We start from the raw sequence: 12,101 nt of genomic DNA on the forward strand, positions 1-12,101 counted from the left end.
TTCTAACAATATTATAACATTTCTGAAGTCGTACGTCCTTGTAGATGAAGAATTAAGTAATCCGGTCCACCTGCTTTTGAATCTGTACCAGACATCTTAAATCCGCCAAATGGTTGGTATCCAACGATAGCGCCCGTACAACCTCTATTAAAGTATAAGTTACCTACTAAGAAGTTTTTGCGTGCTTGTTCCAGTTTTGAGCGATTATTTGAAATAACGCCACCAGTTAAACCATATTCAGTGTCATTTGCAAATTCAATAGCTTGATCAAAATCTTTAGCCTTACTGAAGCCAACAACTGGTCCAAAAATCTCTTCTTGCATCACTCTATCGTCATGCTTCAAATCAGCAATTACAGTTGGATTTACAAAATGACCTTTTTCTTCATCAGTAGTACCCCCTGCTACAACACGGCCTTCTTTTTTACCAATTTCTATATATTTTTTAATTTTATTTAATGAATTTTCATCGATAACTGGACCCATGTAATTTTCTTGATTAGTAGAATCACCCACTGTTAATTTTTCAGTACGCTCAACTACTTTATCTAGTAATTCATCGTAAATATCTTCAACAGCAATTACACGTGAACAAGCAGAACATTTTTGTCCTGAGAAACCGAATGCAGATTGCACAATTGAATCTGCTGCTAAATCTAGGTCACCTTCAGAATCAACAATGATTGTATCTTTACCGCCCATCTCGGCAATGACACGCTTAAGATGTGTTTGACCTTTTTGTACTTTCGCAGCTCTTTCATAAATAGATACACCAACATCACGAGATCCAGTGAATGAAATTAAACTAGTATCTTTATGATCAATTAAGAAGTCACCAATTTCACTTGATGAACCAGGTATATAGTTTACGACCCCTTTAGGTAAACCAGCCTCTTCAAGAACTTCCATAAATTTGTATGCAATAACAGGTGTCTTAGAAGAAGGTTTCAATAATACCGTATTACCTGTAACAACTGGTGCTACTGTTGTACCAGCCATGATAGCAAATGCAAAGTTCCATGGTGAAATGACAACACTAACCCCGATTGGTAAATAATTATATTTATTATATTCTCCAGGACGGCTCTCTACTTTTTTGCCATCTTTTAATTCTAACATTTGGCGCGCATAGTACTCCATAAAGTCAATAGCTTCAGCCGTATCAGCATCTGCTTCTTTCCATGGTTTACCACCTTCTTTAGAAAGTAATGCTGAGAATTCATGTTTACGACGTCTAGTAATCGCAGCTGCTCTAAATAATACATCTGCGCGGACGCTTGGATCAGTTTCTCTCCAAGTTTTAAAAGCATCTTTAGCAGCTTCCATTGCTTGTTCAGCATGTTCTTTGCTAGCTTTAGAAACTAAACCGACTGTTTCTTCAGTATTTGAAGGGTTATAAGAACGCGTTTTATCTTCAGTAAAAATTCTTTCTCCTCCAACAATAATCGGATACTCTTTTCCTAAATATCCTTCAACAGTTTTAAGACCTTCTAAATAAGCAGCCTTATTCTCCTCTTTCGTAAAATCAGTAAATGGTTCGTGTTTGTATGGAATCATTAAAGTAAACCTCCCTAAGTTTATACGGGGCAAAAAAGAAACCCCTTACATTCTTATAATGACACACTTTTATAGATTACTTCAAGATATTTTTCTACAAAATTTTAAGATAAAATTTAGTTGTAATATTACTATAAATAAATATACAGAAACGCGATTAAATCCTCATTTAATCGCGTTTGAATTCATGATATTTTTATCATTCATAGGAGATATTTTTTCTATATTATTAGCCCATTCACAAGTTTCACTATATCTATAGTTGCTCTCGGAAAATTAATAAACAAAAAGACGATTAAATTTATATTTAATCGTCTTCGAGATGCTTATTAGATTGATTAATCCATTTAGGCAACCTTTCTTCTAAAGGTTGAAACCCATATTTTTCTGTCTCTCGTATTTCGTCTAATACAGATCGCTTTTCTTTCTTACGCTCTTGTCTTTTGAAATACTCATTCTCTTTAAGTGATAAATTTAATTTACCGTCAGTTTCAACTTTAATCACTTTTGCTTTAACAACTTGACCAACTGTTAAAAATTGATTGAGGTTATGCACGTAATCATTCATCACTTCCGAAATATGAATGAGACCTTCCACATGTTCAGGGGTTTCAACAAAGGCGCCATATGGCTGAATGCCAGTCACTTTCACCTTTACAAACTGACCAACTTTATATTGTTTTCTCACTTTTAGAAAACCCCTTGTACTTATAGTTATTAACTCTTACATCATAGCATAGTTAATTTTAATTAACCATTAATTTGATATATAATTCTGAAAATAAATCGCATAAATATAACGAATAGTCATGCCATATATTTTGAAAAGATATTAAAAAACATCTTGGGAGATTTACATCCCTGATTAACGTAAAAGAGCGTAAATTCTTCAAAAAATAACAACTCATTTCTATCAGGGACCTTCTATGTTGCTTGTTTGGTCAGTCTTGCAACATACAGGCCATCTATGTTGCTTGTTTGGTCAGTCTTGCAACTTTCAGACCTTCTATGTTGCTTGTTTGGTGAGTCTTGCAACTTTCAGACGTTCTATGTTGCTTGTTTGGTCAGTCTTGCAACTTATAAGCGTTCTATGTTGCTTGTTTAGTTAGTCTTGCAACTTACAAGCGTTCTATGTTGCTTGTTTAGCCAGTCTTGCAACATTCAGCGTGTACTTAAAAGAACAAACAAAAAAATATAAGAAAAATAGATATTCTCCACGATTTTGTAAAGTGCTGACGCACGGGGGAATAGTATGCCGCGCGCGAATACAGGCTCGAACCATACCCTAGACAAGCATGCACTTTCAAAATCGTAAATTTCATAAAAAATAACAACTCATTTCTAGCTGAATAAATCAGTGAAATGAGTTGTTATTTATTTTAAGTAATGAAAATGCGTATATCTCTTGAAATGTCTTAGTTAGTTCAGAAATATCTTCGATTTCAGAGACGTTGATATAAAGCGATATTGACCTCGTTACTTCTCACTTTTTTTCTCCTCTTGCTCTAAATGATCCATCACTTGTTTTTCAAATGATTTCATTTTCTCTTCGTCTTTTTTTGATTTTTTACGAAACATCATAAATACAATGTATGCCAAAATCATAAATAATAATAACGTAGCAACAGCAGGAATATATTCTAATTTATTATCTGGAAAATAAAGAAATTCCATCATAATCCGACCACTCCCCTAGCAACTAGATTATAACAAAGATTAAGTCGAATGAATTGATTTTTTATGACAATTGAATGTCGATTTATTTAATGATTTCAATTGTTTCGATTACAACATCTTCAACAGGTTTATCGTTAGCCCCTACTTTAACATTTGCAATCTCTTCTAAAATATCTTCACCTTCAACGATGTGACCAAATACTGAATGTTTTTGATCTAACCAAGGTGTTCCACCTTTTTCTGCATAACGATCAACGATCTCTTCTGGCCATCCGCCATCTTTAAGTTGTGACAACATATTTGCTGGCACTTCTCTCATTTGAACAATGAAAAATTGAGATCCATTTGTATTAGGTCCAGCATTTGCCATTGATAATGCACCATATAAGTTGAAAGCTTGTAATGAGAATTCATCTTCAAAAGCACTTCCATATATACTTTCTCCGCCCATACCTGTTCCTGTTGGGTCTCCACCTTGCACCATAAAGTCATTAATAACTCTATGGAAAATAATGCCATCATAGTATTTTTTCTCAGCTAAACCGATAAAGTTTTCTACAGTTTTAGGTGCTAATTCAGGAAATAATTTGAAAGTCATATTACCTTTAGTCGTTTTGATTTCTACAACTCTTTCACCTTCAAGTATTTCATTTGTTAATTGAGGATAGTTTGTCATTTAAAATTCTCCATTCATGTTAAAATAATTACAATAGTGATATCATAACATAATTTAATAGAAAGGGGATATCAACATGTTATATCAATTTCCACATAAAACTGGTCAATATGTAGTAGAAGTAATTGAAGAAAAAGGTGATCAACTTCTTGTTAAAGTTGTAGCAGTTTTGAGACACCCTAGACAAGGGGATTTGCATAATCCTAATGAAGTTGAAAATGTATTTTTCCATGAAAGAAAAGCATTAAGTCAGTTTGAAAAAAGGTATACAACAGCTCAATTTTTAAAGCCTTATAATGAAGCAGCTCCAAAATACGTTGAATCATTAAAAACGGCGCTTTACGAACTAGAAGATAAAATGGAGAAAAAAGATAATGCATACAGTGAACAAGCACTGAAATGTATCGAACAATTAAAAATAGATTATTCGAGACAATATAAGATGAATTTTTAAAGTTCACAAAAAAGATTCAAGAATTTTTTTACGTGTTTCTTCATATTTAAAAATAGCCTAAAAATCCTGAAATATTGTCTTGATAGTATTTTCAAGCTTAAACATTATTGTGTATAATATTAGTTAAGTAATTTTTGGAAGGAGGTTATTAAATGAGTTTGATGCATATTATGATTTTATTACCATTAATATTTGCAATCATAATACCAATTTTATATAGGTTCTATAAAGGTATTCACCTAGGATGGTTTGTCTTACCAATCCCTGTTATTATATTTAGTTATTTTATGTCATACATAAATGTTCCAGATTCGGACAAACCATTTATAGTTATTTGGAACTTCATGCCAAGACTCGGAATGAACTTTTCCGTTCATTTAGATGGTTTAAGTTTATTATTCGCATCTTTAATTACAGGTATTGGAGCTCTAGTTGTACTTTATTCCATTACATATTTAAGTAAAAATGAATCATTGGGAAATTTTTATTGTTACTTATTAATGTTTATGGGGGCAATGTTAGGTGTTGTTTTATCAGATAATCTACTTATGCTTTATTTATTCTGGGAACTAACATCTATTTCAAGTTTCTTACTCATTGCTTATTGGCGTCACAAACAATCATCAATATATGGTGCTCAAAAGTCACTTTTAATCACAGTATTCGGTGGTTTAATGTTACTAGGTGGTTTCATTTGCTTATCATTAGCTGGTAACTCTTGGAGTATTACTTCACTTGTACAAAATGCTGAAGAAATACAATCATCACCATACTTTATTTTTGCGATGGTTTTAATTTTAATTGGTGCAATGACTAAATCTGCACAATTTCCATTTCACATATGGTTACCTGATGCAATGGAAGCACCTACGCCAGTAAGTGCTTATTTACATTCAGCAACAATGGTTAAAGCCGGAATTTACTTAGTTGCTAGAACGACACCAATTTTTGCAGCAAGTGCAGGATTTGTGTGGGCAGTAACAGCAATCGGTTTAATCACATTATTTTGGGCGTCATTCAACGCCGTAAAACAACAAGATTTAAAAGGAATTTTAGCTTTTTCTACTGTTTCACAACTAGGTATGATTATGTCAATGTTAGGAATTGGTGCTGTAAGTTATCACTATTCAGGTGAAGCAAGCCAACTATTCTTAGCAAGTATTGTGGCAGCAGTCTTCCATTTAATTAACCACGCGACATTTAAAGGCGCGTTGTTCATGATTACCGGTACCATTGATCATGAAGTTGGTACGAGAGATATTAAAAAATTAGGTGGATTAATGACCATCATGCCGATTTCTTGTACATTTACGATTATTACCGCTTTAAGTATGGCTGGTGTACCACCATTTAACGGTTTCTTATCTAAAGAGATGTTTTTAACAGCAATGTTTGATGCTCATCAAGCAGATATCTTTAGTTTATCAACAATTGGTTATTTACTACCAATCGTCGCTATTGTAGGTAGTATTTTCACATTTGTTTATTCATTTAAATACGTGCATGAAATATTCTTCGGAGAATACAAAGCTGAAGCGTTACCTAAAAAGCCACATGAAGCACCGAAGCTCATGTTGTTGCCGACAGGTATTTTAACATTTTTAGTAGTGCTTTTCGGGTTATTCCCAAATATATTAAGTGAAAGCATTATAGCGCCTGCAGTAAGAGCTATAGCGCCATTCGCAGATGCGCCAGATGTTCACATTTCACATTGGCATGGTCTAACACCTGCTTTAATGGGCACGTTAATTGTATTCATAGTTGGTTTCATATTATTCAAATCCGTTGAAAAATGGATCAGTATATATAATATTCAGCCAGAATATTTAACTTTTAATTATTATTACGATAGAGGTATTCAATTAAGTTCATATATATCTAATAAAATTACTCAAAGTTATATGACCGGATTTATTAGAACGTACTTAATTTATATATTTGGTTTCTTTATCATTATGACTGCACTAACTTTATTCACACACCCAGTTAGTGTCGCGTTTAATAATATAAGCGACATTAGACCATATGAAGTTATTTTAATGGGACTAATTTTAGTAAGTACATTCTGTATCGTATTAGCAAAATCACGACTATTTAGCATTATTATGCTTGCTGCAGTTGGATACTCAGTAGCATTATTCTTTGTGTTCTTTGGTGCTCCAGATTTAGCACTCACACAACTATCTATTGAAACCATTTCAACTGCCCTATTCTTATTATGTTTTTATCATTTACCTAAAATGAACAGACATGATGAAAATCGTAAATTTAAAATTGGTAATTTCATTATTTCAATTTGTGTAGGTATTGGCGTTGTTTCAATCGGATTGATTGCATACGGCAATAGACATTTTGATTCAATTTCTAAATATTATGTAGATAATGTTTATGACTTAGCTGCTGGTAAAAACATGGTCAATGTAATCCTTGTTGACTTCCGTGGCTTTGATACTTTATTTGAGTCGGCAGTGTTAGGTATTGCTGGTTTAGGCATTTATACTTTAATTAAATTGCGTGATAAAGATAAGGATGGAGGTGAAGAACATGAAGAAACAATCAAATGATGTATTCTTTCAGTTCAATGCCATAATCATTTTCTTAATCATTATGATGTACGCTGTTTCCATATTTTTTGGAGGTCATTACACACCTGGTGGAGGTTTCGTAGGTGGTTTATTACTATCATCTGCAGTTATCATTATCGGTATTGCATTTGATACTAAAACATTAAAGAAAATGTTTCCTTTTGATTTTAAATTGGTGACAGCCACTGGTTTGTTCTTTTGTGTTCTTACGCCAATGTTAAGTTGGACATACAACAAAACATTTTTCACACATGCATTTGGAGAATTCCATCTCCCTATCTTTGGGGAAGTACACTGGCATACAGCAATGATTTTTGATTTAGGTGTATTGCTTGCTGTTGTGGGAACTGCAATAACTATCATATTATCGATTGGAGAGAATGAATAATGGAAATATTAATGATTTTCGTTTCAGGTATTATTATATCCGTATCAGTATACCTAGTTCTCTCTAAAAGTTTAATTAGGATTATTATTGGTACAACGTTGCTTTCACATGGGGTTCATTTAATGCTTCTTACGATGGGTGGATTAAAGAAAGGTGCTTTACCAATTCAGGAAGAAGGCATCAAAAATTATGTAGATCCTTTACCACAAGCATTAATTTTAACAGCAATTGTTATTGCATTTGCTGTTACAGCATTTTTCTTAGTACTCGCTTTCAGAAGTTATAAAGAGCTTGGAACTGATAATTTAGAAGAGATGAAGGAGGTACCGAAAGATGAGTAACTTGATTATTGTACCTCTTGTCATTACATTTTTAACCGCAGTTGCTTTAATTTTTGTTGGTCAAAGACCTTATGTAAAGCGTAAAGTCGTACTTACCGGCTTTATATTAGCCTTTTTAGTAAGTTTATACAATATTCACATGGTTAACATGAACGGTACACAAACACTTAATTTAGGTAGTTGGCCAGTTCCATACAGTATCGTCATATACGTTGATATGTTGAGTGCATTATTGGTTACTGTGAGTTTATTCATTACGCTTGTTGTACTTGTATACTCACATCAATCTATAGGTATTCATCGTGAAAGTTATTTTTATTACTTTGGTGTATCAATGATGGTTACGGGTGTTAACGGTGCCTTTATGACTGGCGATTTATTTAACTTATTCGTATTCTTTGAAGTATTCTTAATGTCATCATATTTATTACTCGTAATTGGTGGCACAAAGATTCAACTACAAGAAAGTATTAAATATATTCTCGTTAACGTTTTAACATCAGCGTTCTTTGTACTTGGTGTTGGTATGCTTTATTCAATAACTGGAACATTAAACTTAGGTGACTTACATGTGAAATTTGCAGAGCTTTCAGAAACTAATTTAAATGTCGTTGTCATCACATTTATTATGTTTTTATTTGTCTTTGCTACTAAAGCAGGTATGTTCCCACTGTATTTCTGGTTACCTGGAGCATATTATGCACCACCTATACCAATCATTGCATTATTCGGTGCTTTACTAACGAAAGTTGGCGCTTACGCGATAATGCGTACTTTTAGTTTATTTTATTCAGTAAACAGTGAGTTTATTACGCAAACATTAGTTGTACTTTCCATACTTACGATTATTATGGGATGTATTGGCGCGATTGCTTACTATGATGTTAAAAAGATTATTATTTATAATATTATGATTGCGATTGGCGTTATTCTTATCGGTGCAGCAATGATGGATAAGAATGGCATGATGGGCAGTATTTATTATTTATTACATGACATGATTATTAAAGCATCTTTATTCTTATTAATTGGTGTCATCATTAAAATAACTGGAACACCAGATTTAAGAAAATTTAGTGGTTTGATCAATCATTATCCAGTTCTAGGTTGGATATACTTTATTGCTGCCCTATCCTTAGCTGGCATACCGCCATTAAGTGGTTTCTACGGTAAATATATTATCGTCATGTCAACGTTCGACAACGGTTACTATATAAGCGGTGTCGTCGTCTTATTATCAAGTTTATGTGTACTATACTCTGTCATGCGAATCTTCTTAATGGCGTTTTGGGGAGAAGAAAAAGGTTATGTCTATAATCCTAAGCTACCAATTAATAAGCTAATGTTTGCATCTGTCACAATTACAGTTGTAGCAATATTATTTGGGCTAGGCGCAGACTTTTTATATCCTTTAATAGAAAAAGCTTCCTTACCTTTCTATAACCCTGAGACATATGTAAATGCGTTAGGAGGCGATTATTAATGGCTATACAAGTACTTATAAATGTCCTATTGGCAACGTTATGGATGATGCTTTCAGAAACATATACATTCGGTGCATTCGTATTTGGTTATCTATTTGGTATTTTGTTCGTATTAGTAGCTTTACCGCTTCTTCCTGGCAAACATTTTTACATGCGACCTGTATGGAAGACGATCATATTAGCAGCAATATTTATGAAAGAACTTATACTGGCTAATATAGATGTCATTAAAATTGTTCTTCAAAAAGAAATTAAAAATAAACCAGCGTTTTTTGCATATCCAACTGAATTAGATAAAGATTGGGAAATCACGTTATTATCTCAGTTGATTACATTAACACCTGGTACAATCGTAGTAGCCGTTTCAGATGATCAAAAGACACTTTATATTCATTCTATCGACTTTTCGGATATAGATTCTGAAGTAAGTGCTATAAAAGATTCATTTGAAAAAGCAATCAAGGAGGTGAGCATACGATGACAAACATCTTCGTTATAATTGCGATTATCATCGTTGCACTCTCTATGATAGGTATTCTTATCCGTGTCATAATCGGACCAACTTTAGCTGATAGGGTTATCGCCCTTGATGCTTTAGGTATTACATTAATGGCCATGATTGCACTGTTCTCTGTATTAACAAATACTAGATATTTATTCGTTATACTTTTATTAATAGGTATTTTAGCATTCTTAGGTACTGCAGCATTTGCGAAATTTATGGATAAAGGAGAGATCATTGAAAATGATAGAAACGATTCTAATTAGTATCTCAATTATTATGATGGTCATTGGTGCATGCTTTAGCCTTTTCGCAGCTTTAGGTATTCTAAGATTGCCAGATGTATTCTCTCGAGCTCATGCTTCAGGTAAAGCTTCAACACTTGGCGTTATGTTAATTTTAACCGGTGTTTTGATATACTTTATAGGTAAAGAAGGACACTTCAATGTCCAATTACTGTTAGGTATCATATTTATATTTATTACAGGTCCTTTAGCAGGACATTTAGTTTCAAGAAGTGCTTATTACATGGGTGTTAAACCGAGTGAACGTACAATTCGCGATGACTTAAAAGATGCAAAATAACAAAACTCTTCATTAGGTTATAGCCTAGTGAAGAGTTTTTTATTTTAAAATCTTACGATTTTGAAAGTCCATCATTATAATAAAAAGAGCGTAAATTCTTCTTGAAATAAGAATTTACGCTCTTTTATATTTATTTAGTACTTTCTTTCCAACTTTTATCGCTTAACATATCTCCTGGCCATGTATAAGACATGACACCACCGTCAATTGTTATATTTTCGCCTGTAATAAATGAACTTTCATCAGATGCAAGAAATTGAACCAGTTTGGCAACTTCTTCTGGTTTTCCTAATCTTCCTAAAGGTGTCACCCATTTTTGGTTTTCTCTGAAATTCACACCTGCTTCGTCTTCTTGTCCACCTACTAAACTATCAATAAGTGGTGTTTCAATTGTACCAGGCGCGATAGAATTAGCTCGAATATTTTCTCTTCCATATTCAATCGCAATGGATTTAGTGAAATTGACGACGCCACCTTTAGCGGCATTATATCCAGATCTATTTAAGTCTGCAGCTAATCCTGAGAAGGATGCTGTATTAATAATTGATCCTCCTTCACTAAACATAAGTGGTAATATATACTTCGTTACCATAAATGTACCTCTTAAATCCACATTTATTAAATCATCAAATACTTCAACAGGATATTCGTGTATTCTTCCTGCCTTATGATCAATACCTGCATTATTAAAGAGTATGTGCACATTTCCATAACTTTCTTCAATATGTTTTACTGCAGATACAACTTCATCTTCTTTAGAAATATCTACTTTCATTGCTGTTGCTTTATAACCTTCATCGTTAATTTGTTTTACTGACGCTTCCAAATGCTCTGATATGTCTAAACAAATAACTTGAGCACCTTCTGATGCAAGTTGCATAGCCGTAGCAAATCCAATACCTGTACTCGCACCTGTTATCACTGCAATTTTATTTTCTACTCTTCCCATCTGTATGATGCCTCCTTAGTTGATTGGCGAACCACCTGTTACACCATATACTTGTCCTGTTATAAAGCTAGCATTATCCGATGCAAGTAATACATACACATCTGCTAACTCAACTGGTTGACCAGCTCTTTGTAATGGTTGGTTCTTACCGAAATTAGGGATATTTTCTTGAGGTTGTCCACCGCTTATTTGTAATGGTGTCCAAACAGGTCCTGGAGCTACACAGTTAACTCTAATACCTTTTTCACCCAATTGTGCTGCTAAACTAATTGTTATTGATATATTGCAGCTCTTTGTCATTGCATAGTCAACAAGATGTTGGCTTGGTTTAACACCTTGTATTGAAGAAGTAAATATTATACTACTTCCAGACTCTAAATAGTTTAATGCTTCTTGAACGATAGAAACACCAGCAAATACATTCACTTCAAAAGTATCTCTTAAATTTTCCTCTGCTAAATTCTGTATATCATACTCATATTGTTGCATGCCTGCATTTAAAACTAGAATGTCCAAACCTTCTAACGCTTTATAAGCTTGTTCAACTAATTTTTTAGGAAATTCTCGGTCCCTTAAATCACCAGGAATTAATATACATTTTTGTCCTGCCTCTTCAATCACTTTTTTAACGTCTTCAGCATCTGCTTGTTCATCTGATATATAATTGATTGCGACATCTGCACCTTCTTTTGCATAAGCAATCGCCGCAGCTCGTCCAATACCAGAATCTCCACCTGTCACTAAAGCTTTTTTGCCTTTTAATTTATCATTACCTTTATATGAAGTTTCTCCACAGTCTGGTACTGGCTTCATTTCACTTTGTATTCCAGGATATGCTTGTGGTTGCTTTTCGTAAGTATCATTATAATAATCTGTTAACGGATTTCTCTTTGTCATTTAAATC

General features: G+C 33.4%; 14 protein-coding genes. 8 read left to right on the forward strand and 6 right to left on the reverse strand.

Annotation, left to right across the window (positions count from 1 at the left end):
• Window positions 1-11: 11 nt before the first annotated feature.
• The 4 genes from pruA to PYW35_RS09920 all read right to left on the reverse strand — a co-directional run bounded on the left by pruA (window position 12) and on the right by PYW35_RS09920 (window position 3,909).
• Window positions 12-1,556, reverse strand: coding sequence for an L-glutamate gamma-semialdehyde dehydrogenase (pruA, locus tag PYW35_RS09905; protein WP_016913096.1), 1,545 nt, complete (start codon window positions 1,554-1,556; stop codon window positions 12-14).
• Between the two features lie 307 nt (window positions 1,557-1,863).
• A complete protein-coding gene (gene ygs, locus PYW35_RS09910) occupies window positions 1,864-2,244 on the reverse strand; it encodes a S1 domain-containing post-transcriptional regulator Ygs (RefSeq protein WP_016913258.1) in 381 nt (126 codons plus the stop codon).
• A gap of 788 nt (window positions 2,245-3,032) precedes the next feature.
• On the reverse strand, window positions 3,033-3,233 hold the full coding sequence (locus tag PYW35_RS09915; RefSeq protein ID WP_016912796.1) for a hypothetical protein: 201 nt from the start codon (window positions 3,231-3,233) through the stop codon (window positions 3,033-3,035).
• An 82-nt stretch (window positions 3,234-3,315) separates the two neighbouring features.
• Entirely contained in the window at window positions 3,316-3,909 is a 594-nt protein-coding gene (locus PYW35_RS09920; protein WP_016912795.1) for a peptidylprolyl isomerase, read from the reverse strand.
• Window positions 3,910-3,985: 76 nt separating this feature from the next.
• Here PYW35_RS09920 and kapB point away from each other — a divergent pair, with 76 nt between their 5' ends.
• The 8 genes from kapB to mnhG all read left to right on the forward strand — a co-directional run bounded on the left by kapB (window position 3,986) and on the right by mnhG (window position 10,248).
• A complete protein-coding gene (gene kapB / locus PYW35_RS09925) occupies window positions 3,986-4,363 on the forward strand; it encodes a sporulation phosphorelay system protein KapB (protein ID WP_016912794.1) in 378 nt (125 codons plus the stop codon).
• A gap of 152 nt (window positions 4,364-4,515) precedes the next feature.
• Window positions 4,516-6,927 carry a Na+/H+ antiporter subunit A gene (locus tag PYW35_RS09930; RefSeq protein ID WP_103323082.1) on the forward strand — a complete coding sequence of 804 codons (2,412 nt, stop codon included), beginning with the start codon at window positions 4,516-4,518 and terminating at the stop codon, window positions 6,925-6,927.
• Window positions 6,908-7,336 carry a Na(+)/H(+) antiporter subunit B gene (locus PYW35_RS09935; RefSeq protein WP_016912792.1) on the forward strand — a complete coding sequence of 143 codons (429 nt, stop codon included), beginning with the start codon at window positions 6,908-6,910 and terminating at the stop codon, window positions 7,334-7,336. The genes PYW35_RS09930 and PYW35_RS09935 overlap by 20 nt, the downstream gene beginning before the upstream one ends.
• Entirely contained in the window at window positions 7,336-7,677 is a 342-nt protein-coding gene (locus tag PYW35_RS09940; protein WP_016912791.1) for a Na(+)/H(+) antiporter subunit C, read from the forward strand. The genes PYW35_RS09935 and PYW35_RS09940 overlap by 1 nt, the downstream gene beginning before the upstream one ends.
• Entirely contained in the window at window positions 7,670-9,160 is a 1,491-nt protein-coding gene (locus PYW35_RS09945) for a Na+/H+ antiporter subunit D (RefSeq protein WP_103323081.1), read from the forward strand. Before PYW35_RS09940 ends, PYW35_RS09945 begins: the two co-directional genes overlap by 8 nt.
• Window positions 9,160-9,642, forward strand: a complete 483-nt coding sequence (locus tag PYW35_RS09950) for a Na+/H+ antiporter subunit E (RefSeq protein WP_016912789.1) — start codon at window positions 9,160-9,162, stop codon at window positions 9,640-9,642. The genes PYW35_RS09945 and PYW35_RS09950 overlap by 1 nt, the downstream gene beginning before the upstream one ends.
• Window positions 9,639-9,929: a Na(+)/H(+) antiporter subunit F1 gene (locus tag PYW35_RS09955; RefSeq protein WP_016912788.1), complete on the forward strand. Its 291-nt coding sequence runs from the start codon at window positions 9,639-9,641 to the stop codon at window positions 9,927-9,929. Before PYW35_RS09950 ends, PYW35_RS09955 begins: the two co-directional genes overlap by 4 nt.
• Window positions 9,907-10,248: a monovalent cation/H(+) antiporter subunit G gene (mnhG, locus tag PYW35_RS09960; RefSeq protein ID WP_016912787.1), complete on the forward strand. Its 342-nt coding sequence runs from the start codon at window positions 9,907-9,909 to the stop codon at window positions 10,246-10,248. The genes PYW35_RS09955 and mnhG overlap by 23 nt, the downstream gene beginning before the upstream one ends.
• Before the next feature lie 130 nt (window positions 10,249-10,378).
• Here the strand turns inward: mnhG and PYW35_RS09965 are convergent, their stop codons facing one another.
• The gene (locus PYW35_RS09965) at window positions 10,379-11,197 is read right to left on the reverse strand and encodes an SDR family oxidoreductase (RefSeq protein ID WP_103323080.1); all 819 of its coding nucleotides are present in this window, start codon (window positions 11,195-11,197) and stop codon (window positions 10,379-10,381) included.
• 15 nt (window positions 11,198-11,212) lie between these two features.
• A complete protein-coding gene (locus tag PYW35_RS09970) occupies window positions 11,213-12,094 on the reverse strand; it encodes an SDR family oxidoreductase (protein WP_103323079.1) in 882 nt (293 codons plus the stop codon).
• Between the last annotated feature and the right edge of the window lie 7 nt (window positions 12,095-12,101).

Source organism: Mammaliicoccus vitulinus, assembly GCF_029024305.1.
Lineage (GTDB): Bacteria > Bacillota > Bacilli > Staphylococcales > Staphylococcaceae > Mammaliicoccus > Mammaliicoccus vitulinus.

What these genes read in the sequence shown, in the direction of transcription:
- PYW35_RS09930 (WP_103323082.1), top strand. Translation starts at nt 4,516, where the DNA reads ATGAGTTTGATGCATATTATGATTTTATTACCATTAATATTTGCAATC.
- PYW35_RS09920 (WP_016912795.1), bottom strand. Translation starts at nt 3,909, where the DNA reads ATGACAAACTATCCTCAATTAACAAATGAAATACTTGAAGGTGAAAGA.
- PYW35_RS09955 (WP_016912788.1), top strand. Translation starts at nt 9,639, where the DNA reads ATGACAAACATCTTCGTTATAATTGCGATTATCATCGTTGCACTCTCT.
- PYW35_RS09965 (WP_103323080.1), bottom strand. Translation starts at nt 11,197, where the DNA reads ATGGGAAGAGTAGAAAATAAAATTGCAGTGATAACAGGTGCGAGTACA.
- mnhG (WP_016912787.1), top strand. Translation starts at nt 9,907, where the DNA reads ATGATAGAAACGATTCTAATTAGTATCTCAATTATTATGATGGTCATT.
- PYW35_RS09950 (WP_016912789.1), top strand. Translation starts at nt 9,160, where the DNA reads ATGGCTATACAAGTACTTATAAATGTCCTATTGGCAACGTTATGGATG.
- kapB (WP_016912794.1), top strand. Translation starts at nt 3,986, where the DNA reads ATGTTATATCAATTTCCACATAAAACTGGTCAATATGTAGTAGAAGTA.
- PYW35_RS09940 (WP_016912791.1), top strand. Translation starts at nt 7,336, where the DNA reads ATGGAAATATTAATGATTTTCGTTTCAGGTATTATTATATCCGTATCA.
- PYW35_RS09915 (WP_016912796.1), bottom strand. Translation starts at nt 3,233, where the DNA reads ATGATGGAATTTCTTTATTTTCCAGATAATAAATTAGAATATATTCCT.
- pruA (WP_016913096.1), bottom strand. Translation starts at nt 1,556, where the DNA reads ATGATTCCATACAAACACGAACCATTTACTGATTTTACGAAAGAGGAG.
- PYW35_RS09970 (WP_103323079.1), bottom strand. Translation starts at nt 12,094, where the DNA reads ATGACAAAGAGAAATCCGTTAACAGATTATTATAATGATACTTACGAA.
- PYW35_RS09935 (WP_016912792.1), top strand. Translation starts at nt 6,908, where the DNA reads ATGAAGAAACAATCAAATGATGTATTCTTTCAGTTCAATGCCATAATC.
- PYW35_RS09945 (WP_103323081.1), top strand. Translation starts at nt 7,670, where the DNA reads ATGAGTAACTTGATTATTGTACCTCTTGTCATTACATTTTTAACCGCA.